Below are 17,048 nucleotides of genomic sequence, written 5' to 3'. Positions count from 1 at the left end.
GAGGCCCTCCGCGAGGGAGTGTTTCTGGAAAAAGGATAACGCGAACGGCGCCCGAATACCTGGTCGACGGTTCATTCACGAAAGAAGCGCAGATGGTGATACCAGTTCACATATGGGGACATGCGCTGCGCATATGGCTGGCAGCGGTGACTGCGCTCTACGTGGCGTTCTGGCTGCAGCTTGGAGGAGCGGCATCGGCCGCAGTGACTGTCGCTATCCTGGCGCAGCCCACACGCGGGGCCGCACTGGCGAAAGCCGTCAACAGGATTGCCGCGACGTTCATCGGCGCTGCGATGTCAATCGTGATCGCGGGTCTCTTTCCCGGCGAGCGTGTCGGCCTGCTTGCGGCTTTCATTCTCTGGATATGCATTTGCGTCTTCGTCGGGAGCTACTTCCGCGGCTTTCGGGCCTATGCCGCCGTTTTGTCCGGCTACACCGTCGGAATTATTACCGTCGTCAATATCGATACGCCGCAAAAGGTGTTCACAACGATGACCGATCGCGTGGCCGCGATCACGATTGGTATCCTTTGCGTGACACTCATCAACGATCTCTTCGGTTCGCCGCCGGTGTGGCGAGGGTTGGATCGCCGGATCACCCAGGCCTGGCATGATGTGCGCGACTACGCGCGCGACGTGTTAGGCGGAGCCAGGGACGATTCGGAAAGAGCAGGGGTGCTTTTCGCACAGATTGCCGGCTTGAGGGATGAGGTGGATATCGTCGCTCACGACATGGCAGATGGGCGACATCGGGCAGGTGGCGCCCGGAGCGCGATGCTGGCGCTGGTCGAGATTGTCCAACAGGTTCGATTGCTGGGCTTGCTTGAGCGTGGCGATCCTTTGGCCGTAACCATCAGAGACCAATGTCTTGCTGCGCTCGATGGCGATCGCTCAGAGGCGCTGGCGTTGCTGGCCAGGCTACGCGACGACGAAACGTCGCGTCCTGACGTGACTATCGCGGCCATAGGGCAGATTCAGCAGGGCCTTCGCTGCGTGGAAGCCATGGCTCAGCTCAAGGACGGGCAATTATCCCTGCGCGAAGGGAGCGAGCCGGCTCGTGATGTGCGATTGCCACATCGCAAGGAGTTCTTCTTTGCGCTGCAAAATGCGATTCGTATCGGGATTGCGGTGTCAGCGGGAGCGCTTTTTCTCGTGCTTGCAGGATGGCCGGCGTCCGTTTCGGCTTTGATGATCACCGCAAACCTGTGTGCTTTGAGCACGACAATGCCAAATCCGTCGAAATTCGCGGTCGCCGCCATGGTGAGCTTCGCGCTCGCCGCGCCAAGCGCCGGTATCGTTCACTTCTATCTTCTCACCGACTCACAGGACTTTGTCCGGCTTGCGATTGCGATCGCGCCGGTGCTGATTTTTGGCTGCCTGTTCAGCGCCAATCCGAAGATCGCTGGTATCGGAACCACAATGAACGTCATTTTCCTGGTTTTGTTGGCGCCATCCAACCCTCAATCGTTCAACGCGCTTAGCCTCTTTTCGCAATGCATGTTCGTGGCGTTTGCCCTCGGCGTCGTATTTCTGGCGTCCCGCCTGGTGTGGCCAGTATCGGAGCTCGACAAGCAACGGGCCGTCGTCAGGGCGACGAAGGAAACATTGGCGGCGTCGATGACCGGCAGGAAATACAGCCTGCCGGTGCTGAGCATGGTGCTGGCCTCCAGGATTTCCGACTATGTTGCCGCGGCCACTAACAAGGATAGGTCGCATCCGGAAGTGCTTAAGGGCCTCCTCGCGACCAACGACCTGTCGCTCGCGTCGGCTGCGGCCTACGCTCACCTGGAGCAGAGCTCGGACGATCCGGCCATCCGCTCCGGGCTTGGCCCGTTGCAACGGGCTCTTCAGGCCGGAAATAGCCGGCGCCTTTACGCCGGCGCCAGATCAATTCTTCGACGCAAGCGGGAAGGCAAGGCCGGGCTGCAGGAAACAATGTTGGCCGCGGTAACTGACCTATGGTCCGCGGGCGTGGTGCTGGAGCGCGAGGGGCGCAGGATCCGGCATTTCGCCGGCCGGGGCTTCGTCAACAAGGGAGAGGGGTGATGGGCGTAGCGACAAAGAAGCGAATAGCGGTCAACCTGCTCCGATATCTTGCGACCGGCGTGCTTGTCGCAGCAGCGCTTGTTGCTGCGGGCTATGGCTGGCGCGTTTATGTGACGGCGCCATGGACGCGCGATGGTATGGTCCGTGTCCAGGTCGCAAATGTGGCGCCGCAGATTTCCGGCAAGATCGTGGAGATACGAATCTCCGACAACCAGCACGTCCACAAGGGCGACATACTCTACGTCATCGAAAAATTTGATTTCGAGGTCGCGCTGGAGAATGCAAAAGCGACCATCCTGAGCCGTGAGGCTGACCTCGAAGTCAAGAAGGCACAGAACGCCCGGCGGGCGATTCTTACGACACTGTCCACCTCGATTGAGGAGAAGCAGATATTCGACGGCAATGCGAAGATGGCGGATGCCGCCCTCTTGAGCGCCAAGGCCGCGCTTGCGCAAGCCGACATCAATCTCCAGAGGACGGAGGTGCGTTCGCCTGTCGACGGCTACGTCACGAACCTCCTGATGCGGGTCGGCGACTCTGCGCGGGCCGGAACGCCCAATGTTTCGGTGATCGACGAGCATTCCTACTGGATCGACGCGTACTTCGAGGAAACGAAGATCGCCAACATCCGTGTCGGAGAGGACGTCGAGGCGACGTTGCTTGGCTATGAAATGCCGATCAAGGGCGGGATCGAGAGCATCACGGGCGGTATCAGTGCCGCGAACGCCGCAAGCAGCACGCAGGGCCTTCCGAACGTTGATCCGATATTCACCTGGGTTCGTCTCGCGCAGCGCATTCCGGTGCGGATCAGGATCGACCAGGTCCCGCAAGACGTGCCGCTCGTTGCAGGAATGACCTGCAGCGTTTCCGTTGTCGGCAGGAAGAAAGCTCCTGCACCGAAGCCCGATCGAGGAATCTTCGATCGGCTCATAAGCCGACTTGGGTGAAGCCGATGCGTGCGCCAAGGGATATCGAACTGGGCGGCGTCCTGATTGACCCCTTTGTGAGGTGTCTGTTCCTCGCCTTGATCATCCTGATCGTAATCCGGTTTGTCGTCGGCCGCCTCGGATTGAGGTCGATGTTCGCCAACCCGCCCCTTGCGGAGGCGGCCCTCTACGTCTGCATCCTCGTCGGCCTTATGGCGTCCTGGATCTGAGTGCAGCCTGAGGGCAGGCTAAATAGCTCCTCGGCTTGTCGTCGACCGTTTATGCTATTGATATTTCGACGTTATTTTATGTTGCGCTGCAATTAATAGTTCAGAACGCTACTTAACAAGCCAAACAGGACCGCTTGCACCATGCTCTTGCCGGGCCGGAATTCTCGTCGAGGGATTGATATGGAAGGGTCGCAGAGTACTGCATCGAATTCTTCGCCAGCCGCTCTCCGGTTCGGCTATCTGGCGGGCAGCCTGGCCCAGCTCCTTGAAGTGGTGAGGCGCGAGTTCGAGCACGATCGCGAGGCGGCGAAGGCGTCGCTGGCCACGGCATCGACCATCCTGCAATCGGAGATCGAACGCCATTCCGGCGCGAAGCGATCCAGGACGGCCGGGCTGGCCGGCTGGCAGATCGCGCGGGTGCGAACCTTCATCGAAAAGAATCTGCACCGTACCATTCATACCCAGGACCTCAGCGCTGTCGCGCGGCGGACCCCGGCACACTTCTCGCGGTCGTTCAAGCTAACCTTCGGAGATCCGCCACATGCTTACGTGGTCAAGAGGCGGTTGGAGAGAGCTTGCCATCTGATGCTAACCAGTTCAGCCTCGCTGAGCGAAATCGCGCTGGGCGTTGGATTTTCGGATCAGGCGCATCTGTGCAGACTATTCCGGCAAGCCTTTGGGCATAGTCCAGCCAGTTGGCGCCGCGAACACGAGATAGAGCAGTGAGGTCAGAGAGTCAGCGCGGATGAGAGACATCCCATGAGCGGTCAGAACCGGAAAGTCCTGAGCTTCGGTCCTTTTGAGTTATCGATCGGTAACAGGCTCCTGACCAATGGCACAAAGGTCGTGCCACTCGGAGCGCGGGCGATGGACGTCCTCGTTGTCCTCGTCGAGCAAGCGAACAAAGTCGTCAGCAGAAGGACCTTGATCGAGCGCGTTTGGCCAAAGCGGGGAGCCGATGAGGTTAGTCTCCGCGTGCACATCTCGGCGCTGCGCAAGGCGCTGGCTCAAAATGACCCCACCAGGCGATACATCGCGAACGTGCCTGGCCGCGGCTACCGTTTCATCGTGCCGATAACGTCACCTTCTCTCGAGACGCCGGAGATCGACTTGGCTGCGACGTCATGGCTACCCGCCCGTTTGACGCGCATGGTTGGTCGAAAGGACGCGATCGCCACGATCCAGGCGAAGCTCGCCGCGCAGAAGTTCGTTACGATCGTTGGCCCTGGCGGTATCGGCAAGACTACCGTTGCAATCTCTGTTACGCATGAGATGCGCTCCATCTTCGACGGGCGGGTTCGCTTCGTTGACCTGAGCTCTCTTGGTGACGCCTCCCTCGTTGCGTCCGCGGTGGCGAGCTCATTCGGACTGGCGATACAAACCAACGATGTTGTGCCAGCCCTGATCGATCACTTGCTGGAAGCTCCGACGTTGCTCGTGCTCGACAGTTGCGAACATCTAATCGATGGAGCGTCCGCTCTCGCGGAAAGGCTGTTTTGCCGCGTGCCAGCATTGCACATACTCGCGACCAGCCGGGAAGCGTTGCGTGTCGAAGGTGAGAATGTCCACGAACTCGCCGCGCTTGCATGTCCTCCGGACGATCAGGGGATATCGGCGGCGCGTGCGCTTGAATATCCAGCCGTTCAGCTGTTGGTCGAGCGCGTGCGGGCCGTGCGAGGTCAATTCGAGCTGGTCGATGCTGATGCGCCGATTGCGGCCGGCATCTGCCGGCGTCTGGATGGTATCGCCCTGGCGATCGAACTCGCGGCCTGCAGGGTCGTCATTTACGGTCTTGGCAAGACTGCGAGCCTGCTTGACGACCACCTCAATCTGACATGGGCAGGCCGTCGGACCGCTGCGGCAAGGCATCAGACCTTAAATGCCACGCTTGAATGGAGCTATGGCCTGCTCGATGAGCGGGAGAGGCTCGTGTTGAGCAGGCTTGGCGTTTTCTCGGGCGGATTCACGTTCGAGGCGGCGATCGCAGTTGTCGCCGATGAGAAGGTTGATGAAGCAAGAGTATCGGATTGCGTTTGGGAGCTTCGGTCGAAATCATTAATCGCAGCCTATGGACACGAATCGCGTCTGCGGTTGCTCGACGTCACGCGCGCTTTTGCCTTGCAGCGCCTGCCTGAAAGCGATGGGCAGTTTTTCCGCCGCCGTCACGCCCTTTACTTCAGTGACTTGTTCAGACGGGGCGCCGCGATGGATGCGTCGGGCTGGCCCAAGGCGCTCGGGATCGAGGTCGACAATCTCAGAGCCGCCCTGAACTGGACGTTTTCCGCTGCGGGTGATGCGGAAATCGGCATCGAACTCGCCGCAGCATCGGCAGGCACCTGGATGGGTATGTCGCTGCTCACCGAATGCCGCGAGTGGATGAGAAAGGCCATAAGTCGCCTCGACGACGTGAATTCGGGCACACGACAAGAGATGGTTATTCAGTCGGCCCTCGCGAGTTGCATGATGTTCACCGGTGGCATGACCGAAGAGTCCTACGCGACCTGGGCCAAAGCACGCCTTCTTGCCGAGGGCCTCAAGGATGCCGAACACCAGTTGGTCTCCCTGCTTGTTCTCTGGGCGCACCAAATTCGCGTCCCAAACTATCCCGAGGCCACCAGATTGGCCGACCACTGCGGTGATGTCGCGGAGCGGAGTGGCGATCGCGGCGCCATCGCAATGGCCAACTACATGCGCGGAGTCACCTACCACCACACAGCGCGGATACTGGAGGCCGAAGGCTGTCTCGAACTATCTCTGCATCGCGATGACGAAGCCTCGCGACAGTCTCTTATCAAGCGATTTGGCTACGACCGTAAAGCCGATGCTCTGGGCGTTCTGGCCAACCTGGTTTGGCTGCGTGGCTCTCCCGACCATGCGCGCCGGCTTAATCGAATGTCGATCGCCGAAGCACGCCAACTCGATCACGCGGTGCCCCTGTGTGTGGCGCTGACCTGGGCGAGCTTCAACATGTATCTGACAAGCCCGGATGATGATGAGACCGAAGCGCTTGCCAACGAACTTGTTGAACACGCCCGAAAATACGCCGTTGAAAGCTATCATGGGTTCGGCCTCGCCATGCAGGCCCTCGGCAGGGCAAGGCGCGGCGAAGCTGAAGCGGCGGCCGCGACGCTCTACTCCGGTCTGGAGAAGCTGTCGGCGGCGCGCTATGGGGTTTTCAACTGGTTCCTGCAGGCAGAACTCGCGAGATCCACGGCCGCCGCCGGCCGGCTGCGGCTGGCGCTCGACATCTTCGAAACGGCGAAAATCAACCTTGATGAAGGCCAATGGTACGCTCCCGAATTGCTCCGTATCAGGGGCGAACTGGCCTTGAGCAACAACGAAGGCTTGGCTGTTTGCAGAGACTATTTTCTTCGCGCGCTCGACTTGTCCGCCAGGCAAGCGAGCTTGTCATGGGAGCTCCGGGCTGCCACCAGCCTGGTGATCGCTGAGAAGTCGCTTGAGAAAAAGGAGGCGGCGTCGAAGACGTTACAGGCTGTTTACACGAAGTTCCGGGAGGGGTTCGACACACTTGACCTGCAGTTGGCCATACAGGTCTTGAACGGATCATCTTCGCAGGCTGACGTTGTCAGGGTGGTCCGCTGAGCGCCTCTGCCGGTCTATGCTTCGGTTGATACGTGATCGGTGGCACATCTTCGCAACCGGCGTCAGCTCGACCGCACAGAAGCGCATGTTCACCGGATGGTGCCGGGATCGTTCGCTTGATCCAGAATCTGTTTGGCCGCGACAAGATCGGCGGTACCAAAGCCCTCCGTGAAGCGATCGTAAATCGGCCGGAGGCAGGCGATGGCGTCTGCAGGGCGGTCTTGAGTGCGCAACAAGCGGGCGAGGCTCGTCGCCGCTCGCAATTCCCATGACAGGGCTCCTTGCTCGCGCGCCCCATCAAGCGCTTGCCGCAAGAGTGCCTCCGCAAATCCAGCGGCGCCGGGCACGTCCTGTTGCATGGTAAGTTCGCCCTTGAGGCGGATGAGTTCCGGCGAAAAGCAGCCGTCTTCGAACTGTCCGACGTCGGCCTCGAGCGCCGCCAGCCCTTCGGTAGTGCGCCCGGCTTGGCCAAGGGCTTCCGCCAGCTGCGTGAGTCCACTCAAGGAGCGAAAGCTGAAGTTGGGCGCGGTCACTTCCTCCCGCCTGCTTGGCCGCCTCCGCGATCCGCCGTCTCGGTCACCAGCCTTGATGACGAGGACTTGTTCAAACCGCGCGCCGAAAGCGGCCCAATGCGGCAAGGCGTGCTGTCGCGACAGCTCAACCAGCTTGGCAGTGTACTTGGCAGCGGCGACTCGGTCGCCAACCCAGAATGAGATCGGACATGAAGCGAGGGCAAGGACAAAGCACTGTGAGATGGCGTGGCCAGTCGCGTCAGCTTCCTGGAGGCTCTGCTCCGCCATCCGCATGGCTTGATCGGCAAATCCCTGCAGCCAGAGCACTCGCGCCAGGAATACGGTGACCTGGAGGCGAAAGTCCATGCCGAATCGGACGACATATCGAAAGCGGACGACGTCCCGTCCGAGATCGCCAGCGGCACCCTGCGTCAGCAGTTGCTCCAGCTGGCTACGCGCACTCACCTGATCGCCGACATAGTGCTCGGCCACTGCTACCATGCTCTTGCCGAACATCTGATCGTTCCGATCCGAGCCGCGCAGGGAAAGTGAGTGGAACTCCAGCGCGAAGGGTTGCGCGGTCCGAAAGCGGCCGATGCCAGTGTAATAGTAATACAATCCCCAGAGGGCGCGCAGCTGGTACTCGACATCATCCAGGCGCTTGGCCATGTCGAGTACCTTGGTGAACGCTGCGACCATCTCGGAAGCCTCAGGCGTCGATGCGCCCAGCGCGGCTTGCAATTGCATTGCCTCCCGCGGGTTCTCAGTCGGTGCGACTCCGAGCGCTTGCCGGGCTCGTCTGCAGCACTCTTCGAGCAGTGATAAGCGAATCCAGAGCGGGAGTGCCGCAGCCGTCAGTGCCACACCGGTCGATGCCTCGCCGCCAGATGAGAAGGCCCAGTCGAGCGCCGCGCGCAAATTGTCAACGTCTTGGGTGTAGTCGGCCAGCCAGTCGCTCGTCGCTCGCACCGGCGCTTCTGCTGCTGCCCGCTCGAAGAACTGACGGTAGTATGCGGCGTGCCGGCGCGCGATATCCCGGCGCTCACCGCTTTCGTCGAGCTTTTCGATCGCGAAGGCGCGGGTCGTTTCGAGCAGCCGGAAACGCGGATTGGTGCCACTGACATCCGCAACGACCAGCGATTTCGTCACCAGATCGGCCAAGCGGTCGATTGCCTCGCAGCCTGTCGTTGCCGAGTCTATCACCACCGCTGCGGCCGCCTCGACCGTAAAGCCGCCAGAAAATATACTGAGAGCCCTGAAGAAAAGTTGCTCATCCTCGCCCAGCAGGCCGTAGCTCCAATCGATGACGGCCCGCATCGTTCGGTGCCGCTGGACCCGCCCGCGACGGCGCGAACCCAGGAGCGGCAAGCTGTCCTTCAGGCGGGCGACAAGGCCCTCAAGTCCAAGCACCTCGACGCCAGGTGCGGCGAACTCGATGGCCAGCGGCAAGCCATCGAGCCCACGGCAAAGTTCGAGCACCAGCTCCGTATTCTCGTCGGTCAACGCGAAATCTTCGACGATCGCGGTCACCCGCTCGACGAACAGTTGCACGGCCGGAAAGGTCGCCGCCTCAGCGGCCGTCAGCCCGGACGAGGCCGGTGGGCTTCCGAGGGGTCCCAAGCGATATTCGTTTTCACCCGCGACCCGGAGCGACTCCCTGCTCGTAGCCAGAATATCGACATCCTTCGCTCCGCCGATAAGCGCCGTCGCCAGCCTCGCCACCTCGTCGATGACATGCTCGCAGTTGTCGAGGAGAAGGAGCATTCGGTTGTCTCTGACGGCAGCGACCAAGCCGTTAATCGGGTCTTCGGCCGGGATTTGAAGGCTGAGCACGGTCGCAACCGCGCTCGGCACGAGGCGCGCGTCAGCGAGCGATGCCAGGTCGATCAGCCAGACTCCATTCTCGTATTCTGTGATCACTCGCTCGGCGACGGCGAGGGCGGCCGTCGTCTTGCCGATCCCTCCGGGACCGACGATTGTCACCAGGCGCTGGCGCGACAGCCGCGAGATGAGCGCCTCCACGGCCTCTGCGCGGCCAATCATCCGCGTCGCGGTCAGCGGCAGGTTGTGTACCCCCACCGACGGGGCGACTTGGGGCGGCTGGCTCCGCGATGGTTCGTCGACGCGTACGGGCGCAACGAAATTGTAGCCCCGTCCTATCACGGTGACGACGAAACGATTGCCGCCCTGGCCATCGCCAAGGGCACGGCGCAAGGCACTGACCTGAATCTTCAGGTTCGCCTCTTCGACGAACGTTTGCGGCCAGGCGCGAGCCATCAGTTCTTCCTTGCCGACCACCTCGCCGGCGCGCTCGATCAGAGCGGCGAGAATGTCGAAGGCGCGGCTGCCGAGTCGCACCGGCTTGTCGCCCTCGAGCAGCATCCGCTGCTCCGCAAGGAGCCGGAACGGGCCAAACAGGATCGCGCGTCCGTTCATCGAAGGAAGCCTCCGGATCGATCATCCGTGATCGGCTCGGCCTCACAGAAGCGCATCTTCACGGGATGTTCCCGAGATCATCCGCTTCATCCAGAAGCTGTTTGGCCGCGACCAGATCGGCGGTGCCGAACCCCTCCGTAAATCGGTCATAGATTGGACGGAGGCAGGCAATCGCTTCGGCCCATCGACCCTGATCGCGCAGCAAGCGCGCGAGGCTTGTCGCAGCACGCAGCTGCCAGGACAAAGCGTCTTGCCGGCGCGACTCGTCCAGCGCCTGCCGGAAGAGGCCCTCTATCGTTTCCACGGCTGCAGGCGTGCTCTGCAGTAGCAAGAGCTCGCCCTTGAGGCGTAGCAACTCCGGCGTGAGCCAGCCTGTCTCGCACTGCTCGATGCCTGCTTCGAGCAACGCAAGCCCTTCGCCGATCCGCCCAGCGTGGCCCAAGGCTTCCGCTTGCTCAGTCAGGCCAGTCAAGACTCCAAAGCTGGCGTTCGGATCGACGATCTCACGCAGCGGCCGCGATCCCGTGTCGAGATCGCCACCCTTGAGTGCGATAACTCTTTGAAACCGGGAAGCAAACGTGCTCAAGAGCGACAAGCCATGCTGTCTCGATTGGTCGGTCAGTATTCGCGTATAGTGTGCTGCGGCAGTTTGGTTTCCTACCCATAGCGCGATCGGGCATGCCGCCAGAGCCAGGGCGTAGCAAAGCGACGTTGCGTGACCGATCCCCTGCGCTTCTCCAACACTCGCTTCCGCAGTTTGCATCGCTTGATCCGCAAGCCCCTGCATCCAGAGTACCCGCGCAAGGAATCCAAGCAGCGATATTCGCAGGTCAGTTCCGAAGCGGGTAACATCCCGTTCTTGTTCGGTAGCAGCATAGTGAGCCAGCGCTTTCTCGAGATGGCGCCGAGCACTTATTTGGTCGCCAAGAAAATGTTTGGCCGCGCCCACCATGCGCTCGCCCAAGAGCTGAGCATTCTGGTTTGCTGCCAGATCATGGAATCTCTGCGCAGACTGCAGCGCATCCCGGTATCGACCGCTCCCGGAATGATAGAAATACAGGCCGTGGAGAGCGCGCAGCTGATACTCCCGGTCGCCAAGCCTCGCCGCGATGTCGAGTTCCTTCGTGAATGCGGCGCCCATCTCGCCGGCCTCGGTTGCCGAGACGCCGAGCGCGTCGTGCAGCCTCATTTCCTCGCGCAGGTTTCGGGTCTCTCCGGTTCCAAGAGCGCCAAGCGCCTGCTTTGCGCGGCTCCCGCGCTCCCCAACCAGCGATCGACCCATCCAGAGCGGCACCGCGGCAGTGGTCAGTGCCACCCCGATCGATCCATCCCCGCCTGGCGCAAAGGCCCAGTCGAGCGCCGCGCGCAAATTGTCGATTTCACAGGCGTATTCGGCCAGCCATTCGCCCGCAGACCGCGCTCCTGCTTCGCCCTCGGCGCGCTCGAAAAGCTTGCGGTAGTACTCGGCGCGGCGGCGCGCGAGCCGTTCGCGCTCCCCGCTCTCGTCAAGCTTTTCGACCACGTAGGCACGGGTCGTGTCGAGCAGTCGGAACCGCGGTTTGGCGCCGCTGACATCCGCGACCACCAACGATTTCGCCACCAGATCCGCCAAGCGGTCGATCGCATCAACGCCAGTTGTTGCCGCATCCATGGCAACGGCTACGGCCGCCTCCACGGTAAAGCCGCCCGCGAAGATGCCGAGAGCGCGGAAGAACCGTTGCTCGTCCTCGCTCAGCATACCGTAGCTCCAATCGACCACGGCCCGCATCGTGCGGTGCCGCGTCGTTGCTACGCGGCGGCTCGTCCCCAGCAGCCGTAAGTTGTGGTCCAGGTGGGCGGCAAGGCCTTCAATGCCAAGCACCGCGACGCGAGGAGCTGCGAACTCGATCGCCAACGGCAAGCCGTCAAGCCCACTGCAAATTTTGACCACCAGTGGAGCGTTCTCGTCGGTCAGCGCGAAGTCTTCGACGATCGCGGTCACCCGCTCGACGAACAATTGCACGGCCGGGAAGGCCGCCGCCTCGGCGGCGGACACCTTCGAGGAGGGCAGGGGACTCCCGAGCGGCCCCAGGCGGTACTCGTTTTCACCCGCTACTCGGAGCGGTTCCCTGCTGGTAGCCAGAATATCGACACCCTTCGCTCCGCTGAGAAGCGCCGTCGCCAGGTTCGCCACCTCGTCGATGACATGCTCGCAGCTGTCGAGGAGGAGGAGCATTCGGCTGTCTCTGACAGCAGCGACCAAGCCGTTAATCGGATCTTCGGCGGGGATTTGAAGATTGAGTACGGTCGCAACCGCGCTCGGCACCAGGCGCGCGTCACCGAGCGATGCCAGGTCGATCAGCCAGACGCCATGTTCATATTCGGAGGTTATTCGCTCGGCGACGGCGAGCGCGGCCGTCGTCTTGCCGATGCCTCCAGGCCCGACGATCGTCACCAGTCGCTCGCGCGACAGTCGCGAGATGAGCGCTTCCACAGTCTCCTCGCGGCCAATCATCCGCGTCACGGCGAGCGGCAGGTTGTGCACCGCTGCCGGCGAGACGGTCGCAGGCGGCAAGGTCCGTGATGGCTCGTCGATGCGCACGGGCGCGACAAAGTTATAACCCCGTCCGACCACGGTGACGATGTAACGATTGCCACCCTGGCCGTCGCCAAGGGCGCGGCGCAAGGCGCTGACCTGAATCTTCAGGTTCGCCTCTTCGACGAACGTTTGCGGCCAGGCGCGAGCCATCAGCTCTTCCTTGCCGACCACGTCGCCGCCACGCTCGACCAGGGCGGCGAGAATGTCGAAGGCGCGGCTGCCGAGCCGCACCGGCTTGTCGCCCTCCAGCAGTATCCGCTGCTCGGCAAGGAGTCGGAACGGGCCAAACGAGATCGCGCGTCCGTTCATCGAAGGAGGCCCCGGATGGATCACATCTTTTACCAAATTTTACTTGACGGAGGCAGCCCCGGGTCCGCAAGCGAACATTAGGGGCAGCAGCATCGATCAGGGCCGGCGGTCATTGCGGTGATGCCCGAACCGACCGCAGTTCGGCTCGTTGCGCGACTTAGTCATTGTAGTGACTGGGATTTGCCGTGTTCGCGACCCGGCGGGCGGGCATCCCTCGCGGAGTGCTGGACTCTCCCGTTCGGAAGCTCTGGCCCGACCGCGGCGCCAACCTCGTCAAGTGGTCGAATATCGCCTGCGGCGGCGTGCCAGCAGCGGACGCTATGCCAATTTACCGGGTCAAATGGACATTTGACTGGTGGGAACAGAGTTTGTGAACATATGCTTCAGCCATGAGCGAATGCTCAGGAAATGTGGCCGTTTGGTTATGAGAGAGCTGCGCGCACTATCTTGCGCACGGGAACCGAAGCAGGCCCACGTCGAGAGTGTGCATGCACCTTCGTTTTGCCCTTACTGAGTGAGCATCGCGACCATGGATGGCGATAGTGTTCACAAAGAAATGAAGTTTGGCCCTTTTGAGCTTTCGGTTAGCGAGAGGGTCCTTCGGCGCGATGGTGTGGTGCTCCCCCTTGGCAGCCGGGCGCTCGACATTCTGATTTATCTTTCCGAACACCCGGGCGAGGTCATCTCAAAGCAGCAACTACTTGATCACGTCTGGCCCGATGTGACCGTCGAGGAGGGGAGCCTGCGGGTACACGTGGCCGGTATCCGCAAGGTGTTGGGAGACGGCAAATTCGGCAACCGGTATATCGCGAACATCCAGGGACGGGGCTACTCATTCGTCGGGACTGTCGCCGGGGTCGACGACGGTGCGGCCGACACCGCCCCTCGGCGATACCAGGGCGCAATTCCCCCGCGGCTGCGCAGGATGGTCGGGCGAGAGCCGGTGCTCAGCGACGTCATGGACAACCTCCGAGTGGAGCGCTTCGTGACCCTGCTTGGACCCGGTGGCATCGGCAAGACGACTATCGCCGTCGCCGCAGGCCACGCCGTTGCCGAGGAGTTCGGCGGAGACGTCTACTTCGTTGACCTGGGAAGCCTCAGCGATTCGGATCATGTTGTGCGGGCCATCGGGACGTCCTTGGGACTTGTGCTGAAATCGAACGCAGCGAGCGTGGAGCTCATCGATCTCATCCGTTCGAGAAAGCTGCTCATCATCCTCGATAATTGCGAGCACGTGATCGAAGCAGTCGCCTCGGTCGCCGAGCAGCTCTTTCAAGAAGCCGGGCAAGTCCATTTGCTGGCCACAAGTCGCGAATTGCTAAGGGTGGAGGGCGAACATTGCTATCGTGTCCTTCCGCTGGATTTTCCGCCCGCCGATGCGGAGCAGACGGCGGACGCCGTGCTGCGTTATCCGGCAGTGCAGCTCTTTATCGAGCGCGTAACGGCGAGAGGCGGCAATTTCGTTCTCACGGACCGTGAGGCACCGTTGGTCGCCGATATGTGCCGGAGATTGGATGGTCTACCGCTCGCCATCGAATTGGCCGCGGGACCAGTGGCCGCGCTGGGCGTCAGGGGCACGGTGGCGCGCCTGGTATCTCGGCTGGAATTGCTGAAATTGGGCCATCGGACGGCGGTCCCCAGGCATCAGACGTTCAAGGCAACGCTGGATTGGAGCTACGATCTGCTGACGGGTGCGGAGAGGATTGTTTTCAGACGAATTGCCCGGTTTGTAGAACAGTTCAGCCTTGAGGGAGCGAGGCATGTCGCGGGCGAAAAAGGCTCCGACGATGGAGAGATTTGTAACGCAATCGCCGGTCTGGTTGAAAAGTCGTTGATATGTACTCAGCTTGACCATGGAGAGCCACAATATCGGTTGCTCGACACGACGCGCGCCTATGCGCTCGAAAAATTGGAGGAGCATGACGAATTCAACGCGATCTCCCTGCGGCACGCGGAATACGTCACCCGACAGCTCGAATCGCAAAAAGAGATGCTATCGGCTCTGCCGAGGGCAGAAAGGGTTGCGGCCTATTCTAGCCAACTCGGCAATGTTCGGTCGGCGCTGGAATGGAGCTTTGGACTACACGGCAACGACGAGATTGCGACGAGACTTGCGGCCGCTTCAACGCAGCTATTCATGGAGCTGTCGCTATTGATCGAATACCAGAGCTGGGCAGAACAGGCGATAGCCCGGCTGGGAGATCAGCATAAGAACACCCGCCGCGAGATGGAGATTTGCGCATCGCTGCCGCTGGCATTGATGCACACTGAAGGCAGCAATCCACACGTCCGCTCGGCCTTTTCTCGGGCGCTCGACGTTGTGGTAGTGCAGCAGGACCTGGCCTACGAGCTCAGGCTTCTGAGCGGGCTCTTCATGTATTTGCGTTGGACAACCGACATTCCGGGCGCGCTCGATATCGCCATCCGAAGTCAAAAAGTGGCTTTGAAAACGCAAGATCCCGGCGACATGGCACTTGCTGAAGCGATGCTGGGCGCCGCCAATCATTTGGCGGGAAATCATCTTGTTGCACAGAAGCATTTCGAGGCTGGCCTGCGCCACTCGGCGTCCGGCTGGCGCTTGCGCGATGGACACCATTTGTTTCATCACACCAGCCTCTTGCTTGTCGGCTTGGCGCGTTCGCTGTTGTACAGGGGGCAGCTCGACCAATCACTGGACTACGCAAGGCTTGCGATAGCGGAAGGAGAAAAATCCGGCCATCCAGCGACATTGTGCCGGTCGCTAAGCCTGATCATCCCTATCTATCTCGCGTTGGAGGATTGGCAGAGATCAGAGCAGCACATTGGGCAACTGACCGTCCTTTCCGCAGCTCACTCCTTGAAGCCATACCGTGCGGTCGCGACCGGGTTGCGAGGTCGGTGGCTTCTCCTTCAAGCCAATATTCGCGACGGCGTCCCGTTGCTGAAGAGCGCGCTGGAAAAGCTTGAGGCTCAACGTCACGAAATGCTGAATATGGATTTTGTCTGCGATCTCGGCGCGGGCCTTGCTGCCTTGGGCCAGCACGGGGAGGCGCTGGCGCTGGTGGTGAATGCCCTCGATGTCCAGAAGCGCGGAGGAAAATTCTTGTATGTGCCGGCCCTGTTCAGGGTGAAAGGCCTTATCCTGGCGTCCAGGTCGGCCGAGGACTATCCCGAAGCAGAAAAGAGCCTGCTGTCGTCGATCGAGTGGGCAAGGCGTCAGTCGGCCACCTTGTTCGAACTAAAGTCGGCGATCGATCTTGCCGAGCTGTTGCTGTCACAGAAGCGAACGGCGGTGGCATACAAACATATCAGCGCAGCTCTTAATCGGACGTCAGATGGGATCGTCTCGCCGGTTCACGATCGCGCTCGACAAATCCTCAGCCGGTTCCAGTCCGGCGCCATGGCTGCTGGCTAGATCGACTCCGGACCGGTAATTCGTCTTTAGCGCAATCGCGTACAAATCCTCGCAATCACCTGCAAGCCCGCTTCAGGGGTATGGCGCATGCTGTGACACAAATAGCCACAGCAGGGTCGCATGCCATGAGCAAGAAGGTTGCGGATATCATAGTTGAGACCCTGCAGAGCGCAGGCGTCAGGCATTGCTACGGTGTCGTGGGCGACACGCTCAATCTGATCGCTCGCTCGCTCGAACGAAGCAAGATCGAGTGGGTCTCGGTGCGCCACGAAGAAGCTGGCGCATTCGCCGCGCAGGCTGAGGCACAGGTGACGGGTCACTTGACGGCTGTGGCCGGAAGCTGTGGCCCCGGCAGTCTGCATTTCATCAACGGTATATTCGAGGCCAACCGCAACCGCGCGCCCGTCGTGCTGATCGCAAGCCAGATCATCCGCGACGAGCTGGGCTTTGACTTCATCCAGGAGGTCGACTTCAAGCAGGTCTACCAAAGCTGCAGCGTCTTCTGCGACATGATCTATACGGCGGAGCAGGCGCGCCGCAAAACCGTCATTGCCTGCCAAACCGCTTTGGCGAAGCGGGGTGTCGCCGTTCTCATCGTGCCGGCGGACGTGTCGGCCTCAACCGTGCATGAGGACGTGCCCTATTCGATCCATGTCTCAAATCCCGTCGTCCGGCCGAGCGACGCCGACCTCACGGAAATGGCGGACATTCTCAACCAGGGTGAAAGGATCGCCGTGTATGGCGGATCGGGTTGCCAGGAAGCGCACAAGGAGATCCTGGCTGTCGCGGAAAAGCTGAAGGCGCCGATCGCGCACACCTCGCGCGCGAAGGATTTCCTCGAGCATGACAACCCCTACAACATTGGCATGACCGGAATGCTCGGCAAACGGCTATCACGCGCTGCTCGACTGCGACACGTGCCTGATGTTGGGCGCTGACTTCGCCTGGCGGCAATTTTATCCAGGCAAGGCAAAGATCGTGCAGATCGATATCGACCCGACGCATCTCGGACGGC

Annotated in this window: 8 protein-coding genes and 1 pseudogene; 7 read left to right on the top strand and 2 right to left on the bottom strand. The window is 61.2% G+C overall.

Annotated elements, in window-relative coordinates:
* Window positions 1-92 precede the first annotated feature (92 nt).
* The 5 genes from KIP88_RS26625 (at window position 93) to KIP88_RS26605 (ending at window position 6,804) form a co-directional block, all read left to right on the top strand.
* On the top strand, window positions 93-2,045 hold the full coding sequence (locus KIP88_RS26625) for an FUSC family protein (RefSeq protein WP_249791047.1): 1,953 nt from the start codon (window positions 93-95) through the stop codon (window positions 2,043-2,045).
* Entirely contained in the window at window positions 2,045-2,992 is a 948-nt protein-coding gene (locus tag KIP88_RS26620; RefSeq protein WP_249791035.1) for an HlyD family secretion protein, read from the top strand. Before KIP88_RS26625 ends, KIP88_RS26620 begins: the two co-directional genes overlap by 1 nt.
* A gap of 5 nt (window positions 2,993-2,997) precedes the next feature.
* On the top strand, window positions 2,998-3,201 hold the full coding sequence (locus KIP88_RS26615; RefSeq protein ID WP_214491046.1) for a DUF1656 domain-containing protein: 204 nt from the start codon (window positions 2,998-3,000) through the stop codon (window positions 3,199-3,201).
* Window positions 3,202-3,342: 141 nt separating this feature from the next.
* Window positions 3,343-3,927 (top strand): helix-turn-helix domain-containing protein, encoded by a 585-nt coding sequence (locus tag KIP88_RS26610; RefSeq protein ID WP_214491045.1) that lies wholly within the window; start codon window positions 3,343-3,345, stop codon window positions 3,925-3,927.
* A 33-nt stretch (window positions 3,928-3,960) separates the two neighbouring features.
* Window positions 3,961-6,804 (top strand): winged helix-turn-helix domain-containing protein, encoded by a 2,844-nt coding sequence (locus tag KIP88_RS26605; RefSeq protein ID WP_214491044.1) that lies wholly within the window; start codon window positions 3,961-3,963, stop codon window positions 6,802-6,804.
* Between the two features lie 89 nt (window positions 6,805-6,893).
* Here KIP88_RS26605 and KIP88_RS26600 read toward each other — a convergent pair whose 3' ends face one another.
* Complete coding sequence (locus tag KIP88_RS26600; protein ID WP_214491043.1) at window positions 6,894-9,752, bottom strand: winged helix-turn-helix domain-containing protein; 2,859 nt, start codon at window positions 9,750-9,752, stop codon at window positions 6,894-6,896.
* A gap of 58 nt (window positions 9,753-9,810) precedes the next feature.
* On the bottom strand, window positions 9,811-12,639 hold the full coding sequence (locus KIP88_RS26595) for a winged helix-turn-helix domain-containing protein (protein ID WP_214491042.1): 2,829 nt from the start codon (window positions 12,637-12,639) through the stop codon (window positions 9,811-9,813).
* A gap of 529 nt (window positions 12,640-13,168) precedes the next feature.
* Between KIP88_RS26595 and KIP88_RS26590 the strand changes: the two genes are divergently transcribed.
* Complete coding sequence (locus KIP88_RS26590; RefSeq protein WP_214491041.1) at window positions 13,169-16,033, top strand: winged helix-turn-helix domain-containing protein; 2,865 nt, start codon at window positions 13,169-13,171, stop codon at window positions 16,031-16,033.
* Between the two features lie 80 nt (window positions 16,034-16,113).
* Window positions 16,114-17,044 (top strand): annotated as a pseudogene (locus tag KIP88_RS46660) (thiamine pyrophosphate-binding protein); the annotation flags it as partial.
* Window positions 17,045-17,048: the final 4 nt, after the last annotated feature.

It is taken from the genome of Bradyrhizobium sp. SRL28, from assembly GCF_018596315.1.
Lineage (GTDB): Bacteria > Pseudomonadota > Alphaproteobacteria > Rhizobiales > Xanthobacteraceae > Bradyrhizobium.
Note: the sequence above shows the minus strand (reverse complement) of the source record. Positions and strands in the feature narration are given on the sequence as shown.

Bases quoted from the DNA above. Each gene is read 5' to 3' on its own strand.
- KIP88_RS26625 (WP_249791047.1), top strand. From the start codon at position 93: ATGGTGATACCAGTTCACATATGGGGACATGCGCTGCGCATATGGCTG.
- KIP88_RS26620 (WP_249791035.1), top strand. From the start codon at position 2,045: ATGGGCGTAGCGACAAAGAAGCGAATAGCGGTCAACCTGCTCCGATAT.
- KIP88_RS26615 (WP_214491046.1), top strand. From the start codon at position 2,998: ATGCGTGCGCCAAGGGATATCGAACTGGGCGGCGTCCTGATTGACCCC.
- KIP88_RS26610 (WP_214491045.1), top strand. From the start codon at position 3,343: ATGCTCTTGCCGGGCCGGAATTCTCGTCGAGGGATTGATATGGAAGGG.
- KIP88_RS26605 (WP_214491044.1), top strand. From the start codon at position 3,961: ATGAGCGGTCAGAACCGGAAAGTCCTGAGCTTCGGTCCTTTTGAGTTA.
- KIP88_RS26600 (WP_214491043.1), bottom strand. From the start codon at position 9,752: ATGAACGGACGCGCGATCCTGTTTGGCCCGTTCCGGCTCCTTGCGGAG.
- KIP88_RS26595 (WP_214491042.1), bottom strand. From the start codon at position 12,639: ATGAACGGACGCGCGATCTCGTTTGGCCCGTTCCGACTCCTTGCCGAG.
- KIP88_RS26590 (WP_214491041.1), top strand. From the start codon at position 13,169: ATGGATGGCGATAGTGTTCACAAAGAAATGAAGTTTGGCCCTTTTGAG.